This window comes from Acinetobacter variabilis (genome assembly GCF_000369625.1).
In the GTDB taxonomy this organism is placed as follows: Bacteria; Pseudomonadota; Gammaproteobacteria; order Pseudomonadales; family Moraxellaceae; genus Acinetobacter; species Acinetobacter variabilis.
This window is the reverse complement of sequence record NZ_KB850113.1, coordinates 1954503-1980062: the sequence shown is the minus strand read 5'-3', so window position 1 is coordinate 1980062 and position 25560 is coordinate 1954503. Positions and strand designations below refer to the sequence as shown.

Sequence of the window (25560 nt, the reverse complement as noted above, 5' to 3'; positions counted from 1 at the left end):
TGTGCTGATCATTAGTCTACACGAATCCAGGTCTGGTTGCGGCCCAGAACTGAAACACCCATACTGGCACGTAGTGTTAAACGCTTGCCGGTATTGTTTAGACGAACCTTGGCATCATAAATTTTACCTGCCAATGGATCAATGACACGACCTTTTTCATAATTTTTGGTGCCTTCAACGTGTTTCAGGCCTTTTAGAATAGTCATGCCTAAAATCGGTTGATCGGTATAAGGGGCTGGACATTTATTACATTTTTCGCGTGGTGTATAACCTGGACGTGGCGTGATTTTCGCAATCTTGCCTGAGTAAGTATTATTTGCTTCTTTTTCGATGACAATGATGGCTTTTGCTGCTCCAGTTTTATCATCAATTTGTTGCCAGGTTCCGCTAATATCTTGAGCCCACAGGTTCATCATGAATCCTGTAGTCAATGTGGCAAGGAATATCTTCTTTAACATATCCATCATTCCAAAGAACTTTTCATTATTACCCGCACATGTTAGGAAGATTGCACAAATAGTCAATAAATAATTAAAAACATGGAATTAAATTTATAAAAAAAGCTGCCTGTTTGGCAGCTTTGAGAAAAAGTGTGAACTTATTCCTGACGAATCCAGGTTTGGCTACGACCCAGAGCAGATACCCCCACATAACCGCGTAGGGTTAAACGTTTGCCGTTGCTGCTCAGACGAACCTTGGCATCGTAAATTTTACCTGTCAATGGATCAATCACACGACCTTTTTCATAATTCACGCTATCACCGACCTGTTTTAAACCTGTCAGTACGTCCATCCCCAGGATCGGCTGATTGGTATAAGGAGCAGGGCATTTATTACAGGTTTTTTGTGGGGTATAACCTGGACGAGGCGTTACTTTGACAATTTTGCCGGCATAAGTACCATTGCTGTCCTGACGGATTTCAATCAGTGCTTTGGGTGAACCAGTCTTATCATCGATTTGTTGCCATGTCCCGGTCAAGTCTTGTGCATAAATGGTCCCAGTCATGAATGTAGCAATGAGCATTAATCCTAATTTAGATTTATTCATTTATATTTATCCTTTTTTCATAGATGAAACAAACTATCCCAAACACAAGCGTGTGGTTTTTTAATTTTGGTTGATTTTAGAGTAATGAGCGTTGCAGATCGCTCGGTCAATCTGCTTTAACCCTGTTGATTCCCCATGACAGAAATCTGTCGATGTTAATTGCTTTATGGCTGAATTTTCAGTAAAAGCAGAGAAATTCAATAAGATCTTTAACATGGTAATGTCTTGCATTCTATCTCCTTATATTGCCCATCAAAATCCGTTTGATGCTAAGCCTGTTAAGGCAAATGAATCTAATATTTATATGCATGTTTTATATTGTATAAAAAAAGCATCTGTCTAATATTGATACAACTTAATGCATGAAAATGCAAGCTTCTGTGCACTAAGTCATGAATTAATCTTGTTTAATCCAAGTCTGGCTGCGTCCTAAGGCTGAAACACCCACATAACCACGTAGGGTCAGACGTTTGCCATTGGCACTTAATTTAGCTTTGGTGTTGTAAATATTACCGGATAAGGGGTCAATCAGTTTACCTTGAGAGAAATTATTATTGCCTGCATCCTTTAAGCCGGTAAGTACATCCAGACCAAGAATCGGTTTATTGGTATAAGGTGCAGGGCAGGAAACACAGGTTTCGCGCGGTGTGTAGCCAGGACGAGGCGTAATCTTGGTAATTTTGGCGGTATAAACACCATTTGAAGTTTCACGAATTTCCAGAATCGCTTTGGCGGATCCTGTCTTATCGTCAATACTTCTCCAGGTACCTGAAATATCAGAAGCAAAAGCCAGATGACTGAAAAAGGTCAGGGCTAAAACGGATAATAATTGAACCTTTTTCATAGGTCTGTTCCTGAGTGAAAAATTCTTTATTTCCCTATAGTAAGAATAGTTTCATTCAGAAACAAACGTTAAATATTGATTGATGAGTCACATTTTCTGCAGATAAAGTATAAAAGTTGGCAACCAGATCGCAGTAAAAACGGCATTCACTGCCATGCCAAACGCAGCATAACGTCCGGCAACACTACCACGCTGCCAGGCTTGAGCTGTACCAATCGCATGTGCTGCTAGACCTAGAGCCAGACCTGAAGCACGCTCATCATTGATATGTCGTAAAATAAATGGTGAAAATGCTGCACCAATTACGCCAGACAAAATGACGATCAGAATGGCCAGACTAACAGGTGCCTCCAGTAAGGTTGCAATATTAATTGCAATTGGTGTTGTGACTGCACGGGTGGCAAAGGCCATGATGTCGCCAGAAGACATATGCAGCAAATAGGCGAGACCCATCGGTAAGGCAACCGCACTGATACTGGCAAAAACGAGAATCCCAATAATGGCTTTCAGCGGCAGGTCATCATAACGCATGGCCGCTAGTGGAATCGCCAGTGCAACCGTGACATAACCGAGCAAATGGTTAAACAGTGGATTGACTTCATCCATATAATGCTCATAAGGAATACCGAGCACCAATAAAATCACCAGCACCAAGAACATGCTAAACACAATCACAGGAATTTGCGGAATAACACGATTGCAGGGTTTAGCAAGCAGATAAGCAATTAAGGTAATCGCAAAGCCATAAAGAACAGAAAACATGTGCGACTCCTATAACCAGCGTTTTGCCATTTTGGCGTAGATCCAAAGAGGAAGCAGAGTGCTCAGGCATAACACCAGCATGAAGGCCGGAATTTTTTGTCCCATATGCATCAGCATAATTAGCGCGCCTGCACTAATTGGTAAAAAAGCGAAGGCACTTTCTTTCATCAGCTTGTTATTGGTATCCACCAGACGCGCTGGAATTTTGCCAAAATAGCGCCAGGCAAATAAGGTGACTAGCAGGCTGATGAGTCCGACCAGATTGCCCAGTTCAGGGTGATCTAGCTGGGTCATTAGCCAGACTGAAGCTTCACGAAATACAATAATTAAGAGGAGAGTGCCGATCCATGCTGGCCAGTCAATATGTTTTATCCAGTTCATTGGTGATGTCATTTAAAAGTTTACTTATCAAGTTTTACTCGATCTTAGGCCGAATTTCAAACTCTTCAAGTGGACGCTGGAATTGAAGTGCTTGAGATCCCAGAATTTCTTCTATCGGTAAATGGGCCTGTTTGATCAGCTGTTCCAGCTTCGGAGGTGCAATCCTTACATTGATATGCAATTGACCTTCATCATCATAATGTTCGGACTGAATCACATTCAGCGCATAAAGTTGATTGCGCAGTTTGCCATAGGCAGGTTTCAATACCAGTTCAAAGTGCTGAATCTGACCCATTAATGCTTCATGCACAGCTTTGCGTAATAGATCCAGACCTTCACCGCTATGTGCTGAAACATAGACCCGTTCAGGCTGACCGGGCTGACGGTAAATGATTTTGGCATCCTCACCGCTACAGTCAATTTTATTATAAACTCTTAAAACCGGAACGTCAGCGCCAATTTCCTTGAGCACCTTTTCAACGGCTTCAATTTGTTCAAGCATTTCCAGACTGCTGGAATCGATCACATGTAAAAGCAGAGTGGCTTCAACGGTTTCTTCCAGAGTTGCTTTAAAAGATTCAACCAGTGAGTGCGAAAGATTACGCACAAAACCTACCGTATCTGCCAGTACCAGATTACCGACGCCGTCCCATTGCAGGCGTCTTAAAGTTGGGTCCAGAGTCGCAAATAGTTGGTCTGCTGCATACACATCGCTATCGGCCAGAATATTGAATAAGGTAGATTTCCCCGCATTGGTATAACCTACTAAAGACACGGTTGGAACAGCCGCTTTTTGGCGTGCAACACGGCCCTGAATACGGGTTTGACGGACTTTTTCTATTTTGGCTTTAAGCTGTCCCATGCGGATACGCAATAAACGGCGATCTGTTTCTAGCAGGGTTTCACCCGGCCCGCGCAGACCGATCCCGCCTTTCTGGCTATCCAGATTGGTACGGCTACGAACCAGTCGTGAAGACAGATGCTGTAACTGTGCCAGTTCAACTTGCAGTTTCCCTTCATAGGTACGGGCACGCTGCGCAAAGATATCGAGGATGAGTTCGGTACGGTCTACCACCCGGCAATGCACCACATTTTCCAGGTTACGTGCTTGAGCAGGTGTCAGCGCATGATCGAAAATAACCAGATTGGCATCCAGTTCTTTGACCCGTTCAGCAATTTCTTCTGCTTTTCCTGAACCCACAAAGAATTTGGCATCCGGTTTTAAGCGTTGAACAAAAAGATGTTCCAGAATTTCGGCATTTGCAGATTGAGCTAACAGATGAAACTCTTCAGCATCAAGGTCATCCAGCATTTGTACACTCACACTGACTAGTATGACGCGTTCTTTTCCCTGATGTTGCTCAAAATATTCCACTCAGGCCAATCTCCAGTTGAAAACTTCATTTTAGTTGAAAATGAACTTTACAGATACTGAAATAGCGAGCTTTGTTTTAGAGTGCCGTGACAAACAGTTGTGCAAGTGTTACGAGCAACGCCGTATATAACAGGGTACCACCCAAGATATAGCTTAATACTTTTAAGGGCCGAATCATCTCAGCTGATTTAACTGTTTCATCTTGCATGATGAGCATCCTTTTTTAATCTAATATTTCGATTGATTTATTTTATTTAATTTATTTGATGAATTTAAATTGAAAATATAGATGTACTTGGTCGTTTTTTATTATCAATGCAAGTTGGACATGAACAGTATAAAATGGGTTTAATTCGTGGATATTCCCTGTATCTTGTTTAGGATTTAGTGATCTTTTTATGAACTCGACTGTACAAAATCAATCACCTGAGATACAAGGTTTAGCAAAATTCTTTCTTTATACAAGAAAAACGACTTCTGCATTAGCAGCCATCAGCCAGGGGTTTTATCTGGTTTACCGTCACGGTTTGTATAAAGACCCGAATAACCCGAACAATACCCGATATGTGCAGTATTTCTGTCGCCAGTTGTGCAAGGTGTTTAATATCGAGGTTCAGGTCCATGGCGTGATTCCACGTGAGCCTGCATTATGGGTGAGCAATCATATATCCTGGCTGGATATCGCCGTTTTGGGTTCAGGCGCGCGAGTGTTTTTTCTGGCCAAAGCTGAAATTGAAAATTGGCCAATTTTGGGCAAGCTGGCTAAAGGCGGTGGCACCTTATTTATCAAGCGTGGTTCAGGAGATTCAGTCAGAATCCGTGAACAGATTACCGGCTTCCTGAAACAGAATATTCCGGTCCTGTTTTTTCCTGAAGCGACCACATCTGATGGACGCTCAATTAAAAAAATTTATGGTCGTATTCTCGGTGCAGCAATCGAAGCGCAACGTCCCGTACAAATCTGCCTGATCTGTTATGTAAATCAGCAGGGTGAACTGGATATGGTGGCGCCTTTTATTGGGAACATCAGTTTTGCCAAACATGTACGAAATGTTCTGGAAATGCCTAAAGTAACAGCTCATCTGATGGCCTTGCCGGCAATTGCGACCGAAGGGCATACAGTAGAAAGCCTGACTGCACTAGTGCATGAAAATATGCTGGAGGGTTTGCAAAGGTTGCAAGCCAAAGTATTAAAAAAGCCTCATTAAGAGGCTTTTTTATTAGAAATACTCAGAGATATTCATTAACCTGAGTTCGATGAAATATTTTAGCTTTTTAGCAAGTTTTGGAAAGTTGGCTTATTTGGATTTAAGCAATAAGCCACTATAGCAGCCATAATATTCACCATAAAGTTATTCACCGAACGATGACGTGAATGGTCAATTTGATGTAAGTTTTTTAACTGATCATTCACTGTTTCGATCAATCCTCTTCTGCAAAGCAATTGTTTTTCTTCTTCAGTTTGGATGGGTTTATTTTTCATATTCTTGCGTGACGGGGTTAATAGTCTGAGCCCCCTTGCTGCTAAAGCTTCAGTTTTTGCTTTACTCAGATAGCCTTTATCGCCCAGTAAAATACCTTTTAACTCTTGGGTTAAAGATTCAAGTACAGCAACATCATGAACACTTCCCGATGTAATCTTGAGATTAATAATTTCACCCAAGTTGTTGATAACAATATGGACTTTAAATCCATAAAACCAACCTGTGCTACTTTTACCACGACCAGCTAAGCCTTTAAATACACGATGTCTTTTAATTCTAAGATTATGGCAAACGACCAATTTAGTCGAATCAATAATACAAATTCCGGTATCTTCTCCTTTAACTTGATGGAAGAAACTACTCAAAGCTTGCAAACAACGCGGCATAATTTCAATAAAACGATTGTAACTAAGAAGCTTGGGAAAAGCTGATTTCCAAAATGGGATGATCATATGACAATAAAAATATTTGAAAAATCTAAACCCGGATTTATGAAATAAAATGACAATGGTCATGACTTCAGACAAGCTTAAAGCTGACTTTTTCATTGTTGTTTTTTGATCAGAAATTAGAGCTTTCTCTAAAGATTCATTAAACTTTTTGCAGAAATCATCCAAGATACAAAATAATTCGGTAATATAGTCCATGAAAAAGCCTTGCTCTGAAATGTTTTGTCTTCGTAACCAAGATATTACAGATGCTAAGGCTTTTTTTTATTTATTTTTTATGTCGAACTCAGGTTCATTACATAAAACCTTCGATTGGGAGTATCGACAGGAATTTTATTGAGGCTTTTTGATACCACTTCATTCCCGGCTCTTTTTTAAAGGTCTTTGTTTCACCTTTGGCATTGCGAATTTTCCAGTTAACGTTCTGGTTGGCATCCAGAACCAACTTATAGGCATACTTGCTTAAGTTTTTGTCCATGGTTTCATGTACCGCACGGGCCAGATTAGGACTATTTAGCAATACGCCAATTTCAGTATTCAGATAAGCCGAACGCGGATCGAAATTAAAAGAGCCGATAAATACCTGTTTCTGATCAATGGCCATCATTTTAGCATGCAGGCTGGAACGGCTCAGGCCTTTTAAGCTGACCTTCGATTTTTGTGCCAGCTCTTCAGTATTGGCATTCAAATTGTCGGCATCTGGAGCCGCCAAAAACTCATAAAGTTTTACATCATTTTTTAGCAGTTCCTGACGATATTTGGCATAAAAGGCATGGACCAGCGGCACGTCATTGGCCTTATAAGAGTTGGTCAGTACTCGGACTTTGACATCTTCTGAAGCCAGTTTCTTGAGACGTTCTGCCCCCTGTTTTTCCGGTACAAAATAGGCCGACACGATATCCACACTTTCTTCCGGTTTTTCCAGATGTTGTAATAGCTGGAAGTTCAAGTGATCTTCAGTTTTAGCCTTTGACTTGATTTTACTTGGCGGGTCTTTGACGACTTCAGCTTCCACCCAATCGAGTTGAATGTTGTGTTCCAGCCATTTATCGAAAGCCTGTGAACGATTGGCCAGATTCAGGTAGTTCTGGATTGCAGTATCATGGCTATATTCTTCCAGCTGCTGTTTCAGGCTCGGGAAACGGAGTCCGTGATGGCGAGGATTGACAATCTGCCGAACCGGATAGGCATAATCATCATTCCAGTATTCATCAAAAGAATGAATGATTTCATCAGAAGCGGCACCGACCAGCATCACATCTACATCAGAAAACTGATAACTGTCACTGACGTTATAATACTGGTTACTCATATTACGGCCGCCAATCAGAGCAATCTGATTATCGGCAATAAAGCTTTTGTTATGCATGCGGCGGTTGATCCGTTTTAGATCCAGCAGCATATCCATGGCACGGTATTTACGGAAACGGTAGGGGTTATACAATTTGACTTCGATATTCTGGTGCTGATCCAGCGCCAGATAAATACCTTCCATTTTCTTGGCATTGTTATCATCCATCAATAAACGGACTTTTACGCCACGGTCTGCTGCCTGAATGAGGGCATGCAAGGCCAATGCACCAATACGGTCATTGTCCCAAATGTAGTATTGGAGGTCCAGACTACGTTCTGCTTTATTAATCAGCTGGATACGTGCAGCGAGTGCTTCAAGCGGATCTGGCAGCACGTGATAACCGGTCAGGCCAATATTCTGCCGACGTAAAGGCTCAACAATCTGGGCCAGACTGGTTTGTGAGGTATCCGTTTCAAATGCCATCCGGCTAGGTTGTTCAGTTTGCGGAGGCAGCGTACTGCAAGCAGGAATGCCGAGTACCAGGCTGCAGCTCAGTAAAATGCTGGCTTTATAGCGGTAAGCTTTTGATAAGCCAGAAGGTTTTGAGTGAGCGGAAGCGTGGGGAGCATTTACCATAAACATCAAAGACTGAAAAATTTGGATTGAGTATAATTGCCAGCTATGAAAAGATAAATATAAAGCCACTAATCAGCTCCTCGACTCGACAAGGCAAATCTATGTGGGATACAAGTTCCGTACTTTTTTATTTTTATCTAGGCATGGCCATTCTTGCCGTTTGGGCAGTGTATCAGGCCTGGTCGAGTCAGTCGCGTACAGAAACCATTCATCCCTTTAAAGCGTTTTGTCACCTGCTGGCTTTCTATCTGGCCTATTTGCTGATTCCGTTGGTGTTCTTCAGTATTTATGCAGGATGGATAGGCTACTATTCGATTCATGAGTCTATTTTTATTTTCGTGATTAGTGCAGTACTCAGTTATGCACGTTTTATCGAGCCGCATTTGATTCGGGTTGAAACCACGCCTTATCAAATCAATCCTCAACAGAAACTTAAAAAGCCGGTACGGATTGCCCTGATTGCAGATTTACATATTGGTCTGTTTTCCGGACATGAACGTCAGTTAAGACAGATTGTGCATAAGCTGAATCATCTGAAACCGGACTTGGTGGTGGTCGCAGGGGACTGGACCTATGAACCTGAAAATAAACTGGCACAGGAGCTGGCGGTCTTGAAAGAAATTCATGCGCCAGTATATTCGGTGACAGGAAATCATGATGAACAGTATCCTGGCCCGCCTATTCAGGAATTGCTTCGTTATGCGCTGGAAGTGAATCAGGTTATGGACATTGAAGGGCAGATTGTCGAGTTTGACGAATTTCGTCTGTTAGGCGTAGGAGATCTTTGGGCTGGAAAAACCGATATGCGCGCAATGCCGGATCTGCCTCAAGACAAACCTTGGGTGATTCTGTCACATAATCCAGATACCGTGGATATGGTGCCGAAATTGCCAACACGACCACTGATGCTTTCTGGGCATACGCATGGCGGACAGGTCGAGTTACCTTGGCTGACGGATTATGTGATGAAAAAGGTCTCCATTCTGGGCCATAAAAAAGGTCTATACCGGCATGAACATGCAGATGTATTTGTGACTGTGGGAACGGGTATGGTGGGCGTGCCATTTCGTTTTCGCGTACCACCAACCATTGATATTATCGAATTGGTATAAAAAAGGATTCATTTACTGCTGCTAAAGCAGCAACCAGAGCACAATAATAATCAGTAAAATAACGGCTGCGGTGATCCAGATTTTCTTTTCAATCTCACGGCCGGGTACGCGTTTGCCGACTTGCTGTGCAGCTACCTCAGTATCTTTGGCGATGCTCAGGTTGGGATGATCTGGAACTTCCAAAGGTGTAGTTACCACTGGAATATTTTCATCTGCATCATCAGTGAACCGTGGGCCAATATTGCCTTTATTGTCTCGATTCAGCGCCAGATCATGTTCACGGACAATTTCATTAATGACCTGTATCGCCTGTGATTCATCTAAAGCTGTATGCGTCCGGATATAGCGAATGGCTTCCAGTTTTTTATCATCCTCTAGCAGAATCACAATATCTACCAGCTGTTCTTGAGTAAGTTGCTCAATAAGATCCTGCATCACTCTGCCTCATTCTCTGGCTTTATTTATTGGATTGTTCCCGAAATATCCGCAAAGAAGTAGCAAGTTTTTGTTGCGAAATCATAAAAAAACCAGCATGAACTGCTGGCTTTGATTGAGATAACTTAATCTGTCAAGATCCTTAGATCTGATTGTTTACATCATCATTTTTAGTTTCACGGATCAGCAAGAATGCAAGCAATGACAGGATAGAAGCTGCTGTGAGGTAATAACCTACTGCAGACAAGCCATAAGTTGTTGCCAGTTTTGTTGCAATCAATGGCGCGAAAGATGCACCAAAAATACCTGCCAGGTTAAAGGTCAGGGCAGAACCGGTATAACGTACTGAAGTCGGGAAGATTTCAGACAATACGGTACCAATCGGGCCATAAGTTAGACCCATGATCGCTAGGCCGATACATAAGAAGAAGAACACCACCAGCGTACTGCCTGATTCAAGCATATCGGCAAAGAAGATACCGAAAATAGCAGAGACCACACATACTGCGATTGAAGTTGTCTTACGACCGAATTTTTCTGCAAGAACTGCTGAAAGTGGAATGAACGCGGCAAAGCACAGAGTTGCAACTAACTGTAGCTGAAGGAATTCTTCACGTGTATAGCCAAGCTGTTTGGTACCCCATTGTAACGCGAATACAGTCGTCAGGTAGAACACTACGAATGTACAGATCGCAGCGATGGTACCCAATACCAGCATTTTAGAATGCTTTTTGAATACTTCGAAGAACGGTACATTCACTTCTTTCTGCTTTTTCAATACGTTCTGGAATGCAGGGGTTTCATGCAATTTCAAGCGAATCCATAGACCCATAATCACCAGTAGTGCACTAGAAATAAATGGAATACGCCAGCCCCATTGCATGAACTCTGCTTCAGACATGAATGCGCCAAGGGTCAAGAATGAGCCTGTTGCCAGAATGAAGCCAATTGGTGCACCAAGTTGCGGGAACATACCATACCAGGCACGTTTGCCTTCTGGCGCATTTTCAGTTGCCAATAGAACCGCACCTGACCATTCACCACCCAAACCAAGGCCTTGGCCTAAACGACAAAGAGCCAGCAATAATGGCGCAGCAATACCGATTTGTGCATAAGTTGGCAATAAACCAATGGCAACGGTAGAAAGGCCCATAGTCAGTAAAGCAGCGACCAGAGTCGCTTTACGTCCGATCCGGTCTCCTAAGTGACCAAAGAGTGCAGCACCGATTGGACGGGCAATAAAGGCAATCGCAAAGGTTGCCAGCGACTGAATAGTCGCAGTCATAGGATCTGTACTTGTAGGGAAGAACAGATAAGGGAAAATAATAACGGCAGCTGTGGCATAAATATAGAAATCGAAGAACTCGATTGTAGTGCCCACTAAACTTGCTGTTAAAACACGAAATTTTGAATTAGTTGCTGTAATTTCTGTTACAGCGATAGAATCTGAAGACGCCATGAATAACCTTACACTTACTAAAAATAAAAAACTTAGTTTTAAAAGCGTAATCTTTTTAAAAAAGGCGTAATTTTTTAAAAAAACAACTGCAATCTTCTCGTTTCAACTCGCTCAGGGTCACTGAAATGGAGAAATGAGATGATTAAATCACGTAAAGATAGATAGACAGAAAATGTGATCCTGCGCCTATCAATACAAAAATGTGCCAGATAGCGTGGGTATATCTTACTCTTTTTAAAGCGTAAAACAATGCACCTACGGTGTATGCTAAGCCACCAATGATCAGAAAGGTTAAAGATTGAGCACTTAAGTACTGCTGCATATCGTCCATAACCAGTAGTGCAAGCCATCCCATGACCAGATAAGCGACTAAAGAAAGTTTCTGGAAACGGTTGATGAAAATGAACTTGAATAGTGTTCCAAGTACAGCAATCACCCACAAGGCAATCAGTAAATACTGGGCTTTGGCTGTTGGAATCGCAATCGATAGAAACGGGGTATAGGTACCTGCAATCAGGTAGTAAATTGCCGTATGATCAACTTTTTTGAAAAAATAGCGTCGGTCAGCAGCAGTAGACATATGATAGAGCATCGAAGCGGAAAACAGCAGAGTCATGCTGAAAGCATAGACCCAAAGGCCAATCCATTGTCCGGTACTCAAATAAGAGCCTTTAATAATCAATAAAATACCGGCAATCAAAGCCAGCGCAGAACCGAGGCCATGACTAATGTAATTAATCCGTTCCTCATTGTGATCATAATCTGGAACTAGGGGAGCATTCTGCATGATTGTCATTCTTGTTTAAATATACACTTGTATAATAATTCAATTTTGCTTTTAAGTTAAGAACAATTAAACTTGAGCAGCAATTCATATCAGGTTTTTCTTATGTCGACATCGACTTCTCTCTCGGTTCAGGAACAACAATTCTTGGAGGCTTTTCAGCAAGCCTTTGAAACTGATCATTTTGATCGTCTGATTTTGAGTCAGTATAAAGGTGAACTTGAACTATTGGAGAAAATGACCTTTAGAGTCATTTCGCTCAATGAGCAGAAGGTTTTGAGCTGTGTCTATCGATACAAGACTCAGGATGTCACTAAAAATTATCCTTTGAATGAAGCCTTAACTCAAGTAACGGAATTATTGACCTGTTGTAAGCAAGCTAACCTGTTTACTGATCAGGAAGGGTTGCAGCTGAAGAAAAACAAGAAAAAGGCCATGCTGACAAGAAGTAAAGCTAAACCAGTCTCTACAAAGGCTAAAGCAGAACAAGGCCATGACCGGATCAAGCAGCGTTATGTCGATCAGGACAGTGTATTCCTACAGCATTTAGGAATTACCGATCAGCAAGGCCAGATCATTCCAAGCATGGCACGTAAATGGAAACAGATTAATAAATTTGTCGAGATTTTCTCCAGCGCACTGGCTCAAATCCAGCCGCAGGAACAAGGATTACGTATCGTCGATTTCGGTTCAGGTAAGGGATATTTAACCTGTGCACTGTATGACTATATGCAAAAACATGGTCAGACGCCCTATGTCACCGGCGTAGAGCTGAATCCGAAAATGGTCGAATTCTGTCAGAATGTCGCGCAGCAATCCGGTTTTAATCAATTGGATTTCTTCCAGGGTGATGTGCGTACCTATGAACCGGAACGCCTGGATGTGATGATCGCTCTGCATGCTTGTGATGTGGCGACTGATTTTGCGATCCATAGCGGTATACGCCTGAACGCACAGATCATCATGTGTGCTCCATGTTGTCATAAAGAGTTAAGACCGCAATTACAGAGTCCGAAAGTGCTGTCGCCAATGTTGCAGTTTGGCATCCATGCTGGGCAGCAAGCCGAAATGCTAACGGATACCATTCGTGCCTTATTGCTGAAGGCTTATGGTTATGAAACCAAGGTCTTTGAATTTGTGGCCCTAGAACACACCAGTAAAAATAAAATGATTCTGGCGACCAAGCGGAAGGATTATGAACAGCCAGATCAGGCTGTTCTCGCCCAGATTCAGGCATTAAAAGAGATGTATGGAATTCAAAAACATTCACTGGAATTGTTATTGAATGACCAGTGGGATCAGCAGGGAATTGGTTCTAAATGCTAGATGATAAAAATCTTAAAATCGTGTCAGGCAGCTGGGATGATTTAGCCCAAGATGCCCGAGTGATACGTGAAGCCGTTTTTATTCAGGAACAGCAAATTGCTCCTGAAGATGAATGGGATGAGGAGGATGCAATCTCTACGCATTTTGTGGCTTATTTACAGGATCAAGCCGTGGCGACTGCACGCTTATTAAAGAATCACAGTATTGGTCGCGTAGCTGTATTACAGTCGGCACGTGGTACGGGCATCGGCTACAAGACCATGCGGGCTGTGATTGATCAGGCCAAGGCAGAGCAACGTAAATTTGTAAAGCTTTCTTCACAGGTACATGCGATTGGCTTTTATCGGAACTTGGGTTTTGACGTGCGGGGTGAAGAATATCTGGATTGCGGCATTCCACATATAGATATGTATCTCAGCTTAAAAGACTAAAAAAATAAAAAAGCGAGGAAAACCTCGCTTTTTTAAATTTGATCTTGGAACTGTCTAGTGACCATGAGCCGTATTTTCGTCATGGCTAGCAGTGTCCATCTGTGCATGTTCTTCAGCAGACATATTATGCTCCTCCGTGCTCATCTCATGAGTCTGATGAGATGAAGAGGTAGCCTGACGAGCTTCACGGTCAGCCTGTGCTTTGGCTAAAGCTTCTGGAGACATCGCAGGTGCATTCTTAAATGCATGCTGCTGGGTATTTTCTTTCTTTTGCTGGCTTGGCATGTAGTCTGGTTCATTGCTGACCGCAAGCCAGAAAAACAACATAAATAATCCACCTAAAATACAGAAGATAATCAGTGCTTTCCAACCCCAAGGTGATTTTTCAGGTGAACTGTGATCAGTCATATGCATGTACCCATCGTGGATGTCTAACTCATGTAACTTTATAACATAAATTGTCTGGAAAGCAGATCAAAATCTGTCATTGATTGAATGCAATAGACTTCGAGAGTTTATCGCGTCGAAATAAAAAAAGAGGAGTCAAGCTCACTGCTGTCCCATAGTTTGCTTTAAATAAAAAAAACCTGAGTCCTAACAGTTAAAATATGAGTGCAAACAAACACTTTAACGACCAGGATTCAGATTTTGTCACATCAGAATACCGTATTTCATGAGCTAATTAAACCTGTTGTGCGACAGGATTTTGAACAACTTGCTAAAGTACACCATGTTGGACAGGAATTTAGAGCGGCTTCGCGGTGGAATCAGTTTATTGCCATATTGATGTCTCAATTCTCTTGTAGGCAAAGTCTGAGAGATATTCAATCCAATTTGGAGTGCCAACAGGAAAAGCTAAGTCATCTCGGAGCAAAGTCTATTCCCCTAAGCACGCTGGCACGAATCAATGAGCAGCAGCCTGCTGCCTTGTATCAACAGCTATTTTACAAGTTGCTTAAATACTATGAACACTCAAAAGTAGCTCATAAATTTCGCTTTAAGAATCCCTTGTATTCCTTGGATGCCAGTCATATTGACCTGTCACTTTCCTTATGTGAATGGGCCAAAGTTCACGACTCAAAAGCCAGCATGAAACTCAGTATAGGATTGAATCACAGCAATGATATTCCTGAGTTTGTTGCAGTTGAAAATGGCAAAGAAAATGACATGGTACAAGGCCGCAAATTCCAGTTTCCTGCTGGCAGCATTGTAGTTTTTGATAAAGGCTATGTCGATGACCAATGGTATGCAAATCTGACTGCTCAAAACATTGGATTTGTCACACGTTTTAGGCCTAAATCTGTGTATCAGGTGATCCAGCAACATCCAGTGCTTGAATCCAAAGGTATTCTAAAAGATGAAACCATTCAGCTGAATAGCGCACATGCCCTAAAAAGAAAAGCCCCAGTGTTAAGAAGAATTGAATATAGAGATCAGCAAAGTGGCAAGCACTTTAGCTTTCTCAGCAATAACTTTCATTTAGCCGCCTCTACCATTGCGACGATTTATAAAGATCGTTGGAAAGTTGAGCTGTTCTTTAAGGCGATTAAGCAGAATCTCAAATTAAAAGCGTTTCTAGGCCGCAGCAGGAACGCAATTCAGACACAAATCTGGATTGCGATGATCGCCTATTTATTGGTGAGTTTCGCTCAACATTTAGGAAAAACAGGTTGGACAGTTCAACGTTTACTCAGAATAATTCAGGTGAATTTGTTTGAAAGAAGAACTTTAAAAGCTTTATTTTCACCCGATAAAATACCCATAAAACAAGAGGAAGCTCAAATGAGCTTCCTTTTGTGAAAAATTATGGGACAGCAATGGAGTCAAGCTCCTCTTTTTTAGACCCAGTTTTTAAAAGCGCTGACCTTCAGCAACTTTCTGTTTGAGTAACTGTGGTGCTTTGAAACGTTCGCCATATTTACTTTCTAGGATTTCAGCACGATTCAAGGCCTTGGTTAAACCATACTGGTTCAAGAACTGCACTGCACCTCCCGTCCAAGCGGCAAAACCAATTCCAAAGATTGAACCAATATTGGCATCGACCACTGACTCCAGCACACCTTCTTCCAGACAGCGTACGGTATCCAGCGCTTGAACAAACAGGAAGCGGTCTATCATTTCCTGTTCAGAAATATCCACTTCTTTATACCAATGCTCCAAGCCAGACCACAGCTGCTTTTTGCCACCTTCAGGATAATCATAAAAACCTGCACCAGCAGCTTTGCCTTTACGGTTAAACTCATGAATCATGGTTTGAATCACGGCATCTGCATCGGTGCTTGGGCGTTCTTTGCCTTGTGCTGCCAGAGCCTTACGGGTTTCTGCAGCTACATGCTCAGAAAGTGTCAGAGAGACTTCATCTTGAATAGCAAGTGGTCCGACCGGCATACCTGCTTTCAGCGCAGCCATTTCAATACGGGCTGGATGCACCCCTTCGGCGAGCAAACGTAAACCTTCCTGTACAAAGGTTCCAAAGACACGACTGGTAAAGAAGCCACGGCTGTCATTCACTACAATCGGTAGCTTGCCAATCTGCTGCACAAAGTCAAATGCCTTGGCCAGTGTTTCTGCTGAAGTATTTTTCCCCTTAATGATCTCGACCAGTTGCATCTTGTCGACTGGGCTAAAGAAATGCAGACCGATAAAATTCACCTGATTTTGAGAAGCTTGAGCCAAGTCACTGATGGGTAGAGTCGAGGTATTGGATGCCATTACACCGTTGGATGCTAAATATTGCTCTGCTTCCTGAGTAACTTTGGCTTTGAGTTCCTGATTTTCAAATACTGCTTCAATGATCAGGTCACAGCCTTGAAAATCTGCTGCTTCTGTCGTGGTGTGAATCAGACTTAAAATCTGGTCACATTTTTCAGCTGTTAAGCGGCCTTGGGCTACTTTTTTATCAAGTAATTTCTGGCTATAGGCTTTGCCTTTTTCAGCAGCTTCGACCGAAATATCTTTTAGTACCACCTGAATGCCTTTGCTGGCAGTGACATAGGCAATACCTGCACCCATCATACCTGCACCCAAAATACCTACTTTAGTGGCTTTCCATGGCGCAAAGTCTTTAGGACGACTGGCACCTGATTTAATGGCATTCATGCCATGCCAGAATGTACCGATCATGTTCTTGGAAATCTGGCCGGTAGCGAGATAGGTGAAATAACGCGACTCAATTCTCAGTGCGGTATCAACATCAACCTGAGCGCCTTCAACCGCAGTGGATAAAATGGCTTCAGGAGCTGGATAGCAGCCCTTGGTTTTATCACGCAGCATCGCAGGAGCAATGGCCAGCATCTGTGCAACGGCAGGCGAAGAAGGAGAGCCTCCCGGAATTTTGTAACCTTTTACATCGAAAGGCTGTTGGGATTGCGGATGTTGTTTAATCCAAGCTATAGATTTATCTAGTAACTCATCCAGTGAGTCGGCTGTGTCATGTACCAGTCCCAAAGACTTGGCTTTTTCTACACCGAACTGTTTGCCTTCCATCAGCAAAGCTAAGGCATTTTGCAGGCCTAGCAGACGAACCATACGGACAATACCACCACCGCCTGGTAGCAAGCCTAAAGTGACTTCAGGTAAACCAAACTTGGTTTTGGCATCATTGAGGGCAATACGATGATGGGCACATAAAGCGATTTCCCAACCACCACCGAGTGCGGTGCCATTTAAAGCTGCCACCACAGGAATGCCACGCGTTTCGATATAGCGTAATTTGGCTTTCATGTCTTCAATCATATTGAAGAATTCAGTGGCATGTTCAGGCGTCGCCTGAATCAGCTCATCCAGATCACCGCCAGCAAAGAATGTCTTTTTAGCTGATCGGAAAATAATTCCGGCGATCTGTTCATCTGCCTGTAACTGGGCAGCGACTTCTTCCAGAGCCGTGCGAAAGTCGGCATTCATGGTATTGGCGGACTGGTTTGGAGAATCAAAGGTCAGAATGACAATATAATCTTCAGTTTTTTGATATTGAATTGCGCTCATGCTGATCTCCTTATACCAACTCAATAATGGTTGCGATGCCCATACCACCACCCACACACAGGGTGGCCAGTCCACGTTTCTTACCTTGACGTTCCAGTTCATCCAGTAAAGTGCCTAGAATCATGGCACCGGTCGCACCGAGTGGATGTCCCATGGCAATGGCACCACCATTGACATTGACTTTGGCAGGATCAACCTTCATTTCATTGATAAAGCGCATCACCACAGCAGCGAAAGCTTCATTGACTTCAAACAGATCAATATCATCAATGGTGAGTCCGGCTTTGGCTAAAGCCTTACGTGCAGCCGGGGCGGGGCCAGTCAGCATAATGGTTGGATCGGCACCAACCAGCGCCGTTGCCAGTACTTTGGCGCGTGGCTTGAGATTTTGCTGTTGTACTGCCTGTTCGGAGGCAAGTAATACGATTGCTGCACCATCCACAATGCCTGAAGAATTACCCGCATGGTGTACATGGTTTACAGAGCCTACTTCCGGATATTTCTGTAGAGCGATGGCATCAAAGCCTATCTGGCCCATCGTTGCAAAACTTGGCTTTAATGCACTTAAGCCTTCTGCAGTTGTTGTCGGTTTAATGAATTCATCTTTGTCTAGAATCACGACGCCAGCTTTATCTTTCACTGGAATAATGGATTTATCAAAATAACCATTCGCTTGGGCTGCTGCCGCTTTCTTTTGTGATTGCTCGGCGAATTGATCTACATCTGCACGACTATAACCATCAATGGTCGCGATCAGGTCAGCCCCGATGCCTTGTGGAATAAAATCGCAAGCCATATTGGTTTCAGGATCTAAAGCCCACGGGCCGCCATCAGAACCCATCGGAACACGAGACATGGATTCAACGCCACCCGCAACGACCAGATCTTCCCAGCCTGAACGAACTTTTTGTGCTGCCAGATTTACAGCTTCCAGGCCCGAAGCACAGAAACGGTTGATCTGAACGCCAGCCACATCATTGTCCCAGCCTGCGGCAATTGCAGCAGTTTTGGCAATGTCTGCACCCTGATCACCGATTGGAGTCACACAGCCCAGCACAATATCATCCACCTGAGATGTATCCAGGTTATGGCGTTCTTTCAGTTCATTTAAGAGCGTAGTCAGTAAACTAATTGGTTTAACTTCATGTAATGATCCGTCTTTTTTTCCCTTTCCGCGTGGCGTGCGAATGGCATCAATAATATAGGCCTCGCTCATACAATATCCTTTTCTTGCTTTACTGAAATTGTTCTAATGCTTCGAGTGTAATGATTAAATCTTGAAGTGCAATGACGAGAACGGACCAGATCATTTGAGCAATTTGGTCAGTCTTGATGGATTAAAAAGCGGGCATAAAAAAGCCCAAGTCTGGAGCTTGGGCTAGGGGCTTGCAGCGCTTAATAAACGATACTTTTCAAGTATACAATTTTATAGCAAGGTTTTTAATGGTAACCGTGTAACTGACGGTATAGGCCTGGTGTTACCCCTGTCCATTTTTTGAAAGCACGGTGGAAAGTACTGGTTTCACTAAAGCCAACCTGTTGTGCGACATCTTCCAGAGTCAGATCTGGGTTAAGTAATAAGTGAATTGCAGCATCACGGCGCAGTGCATCTTTCACGCCCTGATAGCTCTTGCCTTCAGCAGCCAGACGGCGACGCAGGGTTTGCGGAGACAGGTAGAGCATCGATGCGACATCGTTCAAGGTCGGCATTTCTTCACCAATCTGGCTCTTTAATACATCACGGATCCGAGAAGTCAGCGAGTTGGTATTTTTAAATTTGACTAGAAGTTGAGCCGGAGCTGCTTTGAGGAATTCTTCCAGCGTTTCTTCATTCTGGCGAATTGGCAAATCCAGATAATCCGCTGCAAAGGTAATTTCAGTACGCGGCATATCGAACTGCATCACAGGTGCAAAGAACAGCGCATCGTATTCATCTGCATGCGCAGGGCGCGGGTAGCTGAAATGTACACGTTCCAGCGGCAGACGACGTTCAATTAACCACGATGCCAGACCATGCCAGATCATCAGCATACTTTCGGTAATAAAGTGTTCCGGATCCATCGAATTTGGAATCAGGGGAACCAGACGCGCTTCGTGCTTGTCACGTTCCAGGGTTACAGACCAGTCATCACCAAAGAGTTTGTAAAATTGTGAAGAAAGCTCGAGTGCATCGCCCAGCGTTTTGGCATGGATGATCAACTGGCACATAATCGCGAAAGTGCCCAGACGACGCGGCTGTTTGTCAAAACCGACATGTTCGTCCTGTGTCACCATCCAGAGCATCTTGATAAAACGGGTATATTGTTCAGGCGAAATACGGGCCTTCGGCTGATGCAGAAGCTCGGCTTCAATCCCAACGTGAGACAATAAAGTATCGACATCCATGCCCAGGCGCTTAACGCCGTATAAGGCTGCATTGACGAAATGGATACTGATCGTATCACGACTCATGTTTAATCCTTCAGTCTCTTTAATGTTCACTAATATTTGACCTAAATGACAAAAAATAAAAAATCAATGGCAATTTACAAGAATGCAATTACCATTTTCTTACATGTTAAATTGCCGAAACTATCAAGGTAAATGGCTGAACATGACATTGTTTTTGGGCATTTATGTTCTTATGATGAGACAAAAAGCGATATAAATAGAGTAATAACTCCAATGTCATATGCATTAAAAGGTTTGAAAATATTAGATTTTTCTACATTATTACCCGGTCCATTTGCCACATTATATCTTGCAGACATGGGTGCAGAAGTTGTGCATATTGAATCACCCACACGTCCTGATCTGGTGCGTTTAATGCCACCTTTTGCACATGGACAGGCCACAACGCATAATTATCTGAATCGAAACAAACATTCTGTCGCACTGGATTTAAAGAATCCCGAACATATTGAACAGATCAAATCCCGAATTGCAGATTATGACATTGTGGTCGAACAATTTCGTCCAGGTGTGATGCAACGGCTTGGCCTGGATTATCCAACACTCAGTGCGCTCAATCCACGCTTAATCTATTGCTCGATTACTGGTTATGGTCAGACCGGCCCTTATATAGATCGGGCTGGGCATGACATTAACTATTTGGCTTTATCTGGGATTGCCGGGCATAGTGGCCGGCTTGAAAGCGGACCACCGGCAATGGGAATCCAGATTGCTGATGTCGCGGGCGGCTCTATGCATGCGCTGGTTGCCATTCTGGCAGCGGTGATTGAGCGGCAGAGCAGTGGTCAGGGACAATATATTGATATTTCCATGACCGATTGCGCGGCGACATTAAATAATATGGCAGCTTCTGCCAGTCTGGCGGGTAATCAGCATCAGCAGATAGAATCAGGTTACTTAAATGGCGGTACCTTTTATGACTATTATCAGACTCAGGATGATCGCTATCTATCAATAGGCAGTCTGGAGCCTCAATTCATGCAAGGTCTGGCACAATTGCTGGATTTGCCGATTATTCTGGAAAAAGGTGCTTCTTTCGCACCTGAAGATCATGCTTTAGTGAAACAGGCGATTCGCGATAAAATCAGTTCCCAACCTCTATCTCACTGGCAGGCCTTATTTTCTCAGGCAGATTTCTGTGTCGAACCTGTACTAAAGCTTGATGAAGCCCTGCATTCTGAGCTGGCGCAGCAACGTGAATGGGTGGTGCAGGTGCCAGTTAAAGCGGATCAGCGGGAGCAAACCGAAGCTCAACTGGCTTGCCCGATCAAGTTTTCAAGATCAACTATGCGATATCAATTTATTGGTCAGGCTTTAGGCGAAACCGAAGAGTGGTAATTGAGCGACCTTCTCATTTTAGTTTATGAAAAAAACTGCTAAAGATTTAAAAAATAAATCATTCACATTAAAAATCAGAGGAAGCTGATCTAAAGCTTTATATCATTGAAAGTTTGCTAGGCTTATCAATAAAATCGCTATGAAATATGTATAAAAAGCATTTTATTGATAGATTCAATGTCGTTATCCTTGCCGACGATATAATAGAAACTACTAGCTGTACGCCATGTATTTATATACTGATTTAGATCAGCAACTGATTAATGAACGTGTTGCACAGTTCCGTGACCAGACGGAACGTTATTTAGCGGGCAAATTGACGGAAGATGAATACCGTCCGCTCCGCCTTCAAAATGGTCTTTATGTACAACGTTATGCGCCAATGTTGCGTATTGCGGTACCTTATGGCCTGATGAATTCTAAACAACTTCGTAAAGTGGCTGATCTGGCGAAAGAGTATGATCGTGGCTATGCGCACGTTTCAACCCGTCAGAATATCCAGTTTAACTGGTCTGCACTAGAGAACGTGCCTGATATGCTGGCTGAACTGGCAACCGTGCAAATGCACGCGATCCAGACTTCAGGGAACTGTATCCGTAATACTACCACTGACCAGTATGCAGGTGTCGTGGCAGGTGAAATTGCAGATCCACGTCCAACTTGTGAATTGATCCGTCAATGGTCAACTTTCCACCCGGAATTTGCTTTCTTGCCACGTAAGTTCAAGATTGCGGTATCTGCGCTGGAAGAGATTGACCGTGCAGCAACTTCATTCCACGATATCGGTGTCTATATCGTGAAAAATGAAGCAGGCGAGATCGGCTATAAAATTAAAGTGGGTGGCGGCTTGGGCCGTACGCCAGTAATTGGCAGTTTTATTCGTGACTTCCTGCCACGTGAAGACCTGATTGCTTATCTTGAAGCGGTACTACGTGTGTATAACCTGCACGGCCGTCGCGACAACAAATACAAAGCACGTATCAAGATTCTGGTAAAAGCATTAACGCCAGAAGTTTTTGCTGAAAAAGTTGAAGCCGAATTTGTACATACTGTTAAGACATTAAAGATTGATGCTGAAACACTGGCGAAAATGGATGAAAACTTCACTCCATTTGACTACCAAGATTATGCGGATGAAGACTTCACTGAACTGTTTGCCCAGTATCCGAAGTTTAAGCAATGGTTCAATATCAATACCAATGCACATAAAGTGAAAGGTTATCGTATTGTCACGATTTCACTGAAACGTGCGGGTATTGCACCGGGTGATGTGACCACTGAAGAAATGAACCTGATTGCAGATCTTGCAGACAAGTACACCTTCGGTGAACTGCGTACAACTCACGAGCAAAATATTGCGCTGGTAGATGTACCACAAAAAGACTTATTTGAATTGTGGCAGACGCTGGATCAGCATAACCTGGCACGTGCGCATATCGGCTTCTTGACTGACATTATCTGCTGCCCAGGTGGTGACTTCTGCTCATTAGCAAATGCAAAATCCATTCCAATTTCTGAAGCAATTTCACGCCGTTTTGATGATCTGGATACCATTTACAACTTGGGTAAACTGGACCTGAACATTTCAGGTTGTATGAATGCCTGTGGTCATCACCACGTGGGTAACATCGGTATCTTGGGTGTAGATAAAAAAGGCGCTGAATTCTATCAGATCACTTTAGGTGGTAATGCGGATCATGATGCCTCTATTGGTGACATTCTTGGGCCATCATTTGCTGCAGAAGTGGTGCCGGATATCGTAGAAGAAATTCTGAATACTTATCTTGACTTGCGTCAGGATGGTGAAGAGTTTATCGATACTTATCGTCGTGTCGGCATTCAACCATTCAAGGAGCGCGCATATGCTTAATACCGCACTACAAGTGCTCTCTAAAGATGGCACAATTGCAGATAACACTTACCAGCTAATTGGTGAAGATGGTGTATTGCCACAGGGTGATGTAGTTCTGACTGTAGAGCAGTTAGACCAGATTGCCAATATTACTGGTAAAAAAGCATTGTACTTAACGGTTGATGCTTCACCTGAAACTAATGAATTTCCGCTTGAGCAACTTGATGCGATTTTTATTGAGTTTGCAGGTTTTAATGATGGCCGTGGTTATTCATTTGCTGCATTGCTTCGCCGTCAAGGTTTCCAGGGTGAGCTGCGTGCGACTGGTGATGTGTTCAAAGATGTCTTGAACTACATGAAGCGTTCTGGTTTCGATACTTTTGTCATTAAAGAAGGTAAAGATATTCAGGAAGCAGCTGCAGGCTTGGGTGATTTCACTAATCCGTACCAAGCTTCAACAGCAGTACCAACACCGAATTATCAAACTGGAGCTTAATTCGTCTTCAACTAAAAAAGCCTCCATCTGGAGGCTTTTTTGTATTTAAATCTTAGGGTGCACGTTCTTCAAGTAGGCAGTTAATCATCCATTGCACTCCGAATTGATCCGTAAAGGCACTATAAAGCGCACCCCAAAAGGTTTTTTCTAAAGGCATTTCGATTTGACCATTCACCGATAAAGCTTCATAGAGTCGTTTGGCTTCATCCTGTTCATTGGCACTTAAAATAATCGCAATATAGTGATTAGTACCCTTACTAAATGCTGGTATATTTTCAGTACAGAGTTTGTCATTGATATCAGAACCCATGAGTTCTGTGTATTCATTAATTGGAAGTGAGATATGTAAAATCAGATTTTTTTCTTCATTTGATAAATCAATTCCTTGCTGCCCAGGCGTATCTCCATAACGGGTTAGACTAGAAAATTCGCCACCAAATACCGAACGATAAAAGGTAAAGGCAGCTTCGGTCTCACCCTGGAAATTAAGGTAATGATTAAGTCGCATGTAGGATTCCTTTTCTTGTTCTGAATCCCTTTAATTTACGCCTTGAACTGAATTTGATTGATAAAGAAGCTTTATGAAAATGTAATTAAAAGAATTTAATTTATGGACAGAGGCGGATTCAAGCAGCAAGTGCAACAGTATAAAAACCAGCCATAACTTCACTAGGCGTATACCAGCCTAGTGTTTTTCTAGGGCGATGATTGAGAGCAAATTCTATCTGCTCTATTTGTTCATTTGACACTTCATCAAACGAAGATGATTTTGGCAGATATTGCCTGATCAGACCATTGGTATTTTCATTTCTGGCTCGTTGAATCGACTTGTATGGATCTGCAAAGTACGTCTCTATCCCTGCTTCCGTTATCCGCCGGTGCTCGGAGAACTCCTTACCATTATCAAAGGTTACACTGTAGGCATGACTGCTGCGCAAACATGCTAAAGCACACGAGATCGTTTTAGTTGTGGTTCTAGTTTGTCCCAAATGAACGATATGTACATACAAGCTTTTGCGCTCAACCAGAGTTAATAATGCCCCCTTGTGATTCTTGCCTATCACGGTATCACCTTCAAAATCACCTAGGCGTTGACGTTTCTCGATGACCTCATCGCGACAGTGAATACTTGTTCTATCAACGAGTTGGCCTCTACGGTCTGTATTTTTATAGCCTCGTTTACGATATTTCTTTTGATGTCTTAAATGAATGTGGAGCTTACCGCCTTTAGATTTATCTAGATAGACGTACTGATAAATCCATTCATGTGAAGGCACATCAAGCCAACCTCGTTGTGTTAAAGCACCTGAAATTTGCTCAGGAGACCAATCTAAGCCAATCAGATAACGAATATAAACGAGAGCAAAATCCGTCATTTGTGAAGAGGATCGATATCGTCTTTGACTTGAAAATTTCTCTGCCTGTTGAGCTCGATATCCACGTTTTCCAGTATTTCTTTTGATCTCACGATAAAGGGTTGATCGAGAACGTCCAAGCTCCCTGGCAAGGGTAGAGATTGAAGATTTGCTTTTCAAAGCAGCATAAATTTCGTATCTTTCATCTTGAGAAAGTTGGGTGTATTGCTTCATTGGGTGCTTTCCAATTGCGAGTTGAAAAAA

26 protein-coding genes are annotated in these 25560 nt (G+C 42.9%); 8 read left to right on the top strand and 18 right to left on the bottom strand.

Going from position 1 to position 25560, the window contains the following annotated elements; translation table 11 throughout:
- Positions 1 to 11: 11 nt before the first annotated feature.
- The 7 genes from F897_RS15235 to F897_RS18100 all read right to left on the bottom strand — a co-directional run bounded on the left by F897_RS15235 (position 12) and on the right by F897_RS18100 (position 4618).
- A complete protein-coding gene (locus tag F897_RS15235; RefSeq protein ID WP_034171097.1) occupies positions 12 to 458 on the bottom strand; it encodes a DUF2147 domain-containing protein in 447 nt (148 codons plus the stop codon).
- Positions 459 to 598: 140 nt separating this feature from the next.
- A complete protein-coding gene (locus F897_RS15230) occupies positions 599 to 1048 on the bottom strand; it encodes a DUF2147 domain-containing protein (protein WP_005237150.1) in 450 nt (149 codons plus the stop codon).
- Between the two features lie 397 nt (positions 1049 to 1445).
- Positions 1446 to 1892, bottom strand: a complete 447-nt coding sequence (locus F897_RS15225; protein ID WP_004785231.1) for a DUF2147 domain-containing protein — start codon at positions 1890 to 1892, stop codon at positions 1446 to 1448.
- Between the two features lie 87 nt (positions 1893 to 1979).
- Positions 1980 to 2654 carry an LrgB family protein gene (locus tag F897_RS15220; protein WP_004785229.1) on the bottom strand — a complete coding sequence of 225 codons (675 nt, stop codon included), beginning with the start codon at positions 2652 to 2654 and terminating at the stop codon, positions 1980 to 1982.
- Positions 2655 to 2663: 9 nt separating this feature from the next.
- Entirely contained in the window at positions 2664 to 3035 is a 372-nt protein-coding gene (locus F897_RS15215; protein WP_004785228.1) for a hypothetical protein, read from the bottom strand.
- Between the two features lie 34 nt (positions 3036 to 3069).
- Positions 3070 to 4410, bottom strand: a complete 1341-nt coding sequence (gene hflX, locus F897_RS15210) for a ribosome rescue GTPase HflX (RefSeq protein ID WP_004785226.1) — start codon at positions 4408 to 4410, stop codon at positions 3070 to 3072.
- A 76-nt stretch (positions 4411 to 4486) separates the two neighbouring features.
- The gene (locus F897_RS18100) at positions 4487 to 4618 is read right to left on the bottom strand and encodes a hypothetical protein (RefSeq protein WP_004785224.1); all 132 of its coding nucleotides are present in this window, start codon (positions 4616 to 4618) and stop codon (positions 4487 to 4489) included.
- Between the two features lie 190 nt (positions 4619 to 4808).
- On the opposite strand from F897_RS18100, the gene F897_RS15205 reads away from it, so the two are divergent.
- Positions 4809 to 5618: a lysophospholipid acyltransferase family protein gene (locus F897_RS15205; RefSeq protein WP_004785223.1), complete on the top strand. Its 810-nt coding sequence runs from the start codon at positions 4809 to 4811 to the stop codon at positions 5616 to 5618.
- A gap of 59 nt (positions 5619 to 5677) precedes the next feature.
- Here the strand turns inward: F897_RS15205 and F897_RS15200 are convergent, their stop codons facing one another.
- Both F897_RS15200 and F897_RS15195 read right to left on the bottom strand, forming a co-directional pair.
- Positions 5678 to 6541, bottom strand: a complete 864-nt coding sequence (locus F897_RS15200; protein ID WP_004729973.1) for an IS982 family transposase — start codon at positions 6539 to 6541, stop codon at positions 5678 to 5680.
- A 97-nt stretch (positions 6542 to 6638) separates the two neighbouring features.
- Complete coding sequence (locus F897_RS15195) at positions 6639 to 8273, bottom strand: phospholipase D family protein (RefSeq protein ID WP_034581233.1); 1635 nt, start codon at positions 8271 to 8273, stop codon at positions 6639 to 6641.
- 101 nt (positions 8274 to 8374) lie between these two features.
- Between F897_RS15195 and F897_RS15190 the strand changes: the two genes are divergently transcribed.
- Positions 8375 to 9385 carry a metallophosphoesterase gene (locus F897_RS15190; RefSeq protein WP_004785220.1) on the top strand — a complete coding sequence of 337 codons (1011 nt, stop codon included), beginning with the start codon at positions 8375 to 8377 and terminating at the stop codon, positions 9383 to 9385.
- 21 nt (positions 9386 to 9406) lie between these two features.
- On the opposite strand, the gene F897_RS15185 is transcribed toward F897_RS15190, so the two are convergent.
- The 3 genes from F897_RS15185 to trhA form a co-directional block, all read right to left on the bottom strand.
- On the bottom strand, positions 9407 to 9820 hold the full coding sequence (locus F897_RS15185) for a hypothetical protein (protein WP_004785218.1): 414 nt from the start codon (positions 9818 to 9820) through the stop codon (positions 9407 to 9409).
- 142 nt (positions 9821 to 9962) lie between these two features.
- Positions 9963 to 11279 (bottom strand): MFS transporter, encoded by a 1317-nt coding sequence (locus F897_RS15180; RefSeq protein ID WP_004785216.1) that lies wholly within the window; start codon positions 11277 to 11279, stop codon positions 9963 to 9965.
- A 142-nt stretch (positions 11280 to 11421) separates the two neighbouring features.
- Complete coding sequence (gene trhA, locus F897_RS15175) at positions 11422 to 12066, bottom strand: PAQR family membrane homeostasis protein TrhA (RefSeq protein ID WP_004785215.1); 645 nt, start codon at positions 12064 to 12066, stop codon at positions 11422 to 11424.
- A 102-nt stretch (positions 12067 to 12168) separates the two neighbouring features.
- Here trhA and F897_RS15170 point away from each other — a divergent pair, with 102 nt between their 5' ends.
- Positions 12169 to 13389: a class I SAM-dependent methyltransferase gene (locus tag F897_RS15170; protein ID WP_005237145.1), complete on the top strand. Its 1221-nt coding sequence runs from the start codon at positions 12169 to 12171 to the stop codon at positions 13387 to 13389.
- On the top strand, positions 13383 to 13820 hold the full coding sequence (locus tag F897_RS15165) for a GNAT family N-acetyltransferase (protein ID WP_004785210.1): 438 nt from the start codon (positions 13383 to 13385) through the stop codon (positions 13818 to 13820). The genes F897_RS15170 and F897_RS15165 overlap by 7 nt, the downstream gene beginning before the upstream one ends.
- A gap of 54 nt (positions 13821 to 13874) precedes the next feature.
- Here the strand turns inward: F897_RS15165 and F897_RS15160 are convergent, their stop codons facing one another.
- Positions 13875 to 14228 (bottom strand): hypothetical protein, encoded by a 354-nt coding sequence (locus F897_RS15160; protein WP_034581231.1) that lies wholly within the window; start codon positions 14226 to 14228, stop codon positions 13875 to 13877.
- Between the two features lie 240 nt (positions 14229 to 14468).
- Here F897_RS15160 and F897_RS15155 point away from each other — a divergent pair, with 240 nt between their 5' ends.
- Entirely contained in the window at positions 14469 to 15620 is a 1152-nt protein-coding gene (locus tag F897_RS15155; protein WP_005237143.1) for an IS4-like element ISAbe18 family transposase, read from the top strand.
- Between the two features lie 51 nt (positions 15621 to 15671).
- Here F897_RS15155 and F897_RS15150 read toward each other — a convergent pair whose 3' ends face one another.
- From F897_RS15150 to F897_RS15140, 3 genes are all read right to left on the bottom strand, one after another.
- Entirely contained in the window at positions 15672 to 17804 is a 2133-nt protein-coding gene (locus tag F897_RS15150; RefSeq protein WP_004785203.1) for a 3-hydroxyacyl-CoA dehydrogenase NAD-binding domain-containing protein, read from the bottom strand.
- Between the two features lie 10 nt (positions 17805 to 17814).
- Positions 17815 to 19020, bottom strand: coding sequence for an acetyl-CoA C-acetyltransferase (locus F897_RS15145; RefSeq protein WP_004785200.1), 1206 nt, complete (start codon positions 19018 to 19020; stop codon positions 17815 to 17817).
- Between the two features lie 224 nt (positions 19021 to 19244).
- A complete protein-coding gene (locus tag F897_RS15140) occupies positions 19245 to 20255 on the bottom strand; it encodes an AraC family transcriptional regulator (RefSeq protein WP_004785199.1) in 1011 nt (336 codons plus the stop codon).
- A gap of 213 nt (positions 20256 to 20468) precedes the next feature.
- On the opposite strand from F897_RS15140, the gene F897_RS15135 reads away from it, so the two are divergent.
- The 3 genes from F897_RS15135 (at position 20469) to F897_RS15125 (ending at position 23941) form a co-directional block, all read left to right on the top strand.
- Positions 20469 to 21593, top strand: a complete 1125-nt coding sequence (locus F897_RS15135; RefSeq protein ID WP_004785197.1) for a CaiB/BaiF CoA transferase family protein — start codon at positions 20469 to 20471, stop codon at positions 21591 to 21593.
- 226 nt (positions 21594 to 21819) lie between these two features.
- Positions 21820 to 23463: a nitrite/sulfite reductase gene (locus tag F897_RS15130; protein WP_005237142.1), complete on the top strand. Its 1644-nt coding sequence runs from the start codon at positions 21820 to 21822 to the stop codon at positions 23461 to 23463.
- Entirely contained in the window at positions 23456 to 23941 is a 486-nt protein-coding gene (locus tag F897_RS15125; RefSeq protein WP_004785193.1) for a DUF934 domain-containing protein, read from the top strand. Before F897_RS15130 ends, F897_RS15125 begins: the two co-directional genes overlap by 8 nt.
- 52 nt (positions 23942 to 23993) lie before the next feature.
- Here F897_RS15125 and F897_RS15120 read toward each other — a convergent pair whose 3' ends face one another.
- Together F897_RS15120 and F897_RS15115 are read right to left on the bottom strand one after the other, a co-directional pair.
- Positions 23994 to 24449: a VOC family protein gene (locus tag F897_RS15120; RefSeq protein ID WP_004785191.1), complete on the bottom strand. Its 456-nt coding sequence runs from the start codon at positions 24447 to 24449 to the stop codon at positions 23994 to 23996.
- Between the two features lie 118 nt (positions 24450 to 24567).
- The gene (locus tag F897_RS15115; protein ID WP_004780562.1) at positions 24568 to 25530 is read right to left on the bottom strand and encodes an IS30 family transposase; all 963 of its coding nucleotides are present in this window, start codon (positions 25528 to 25530) and stop codon (positions 24568 to 24570) included.
- Between the last annotated feature and the right edge of the window lie 30 nt (positions 25531 to 25560).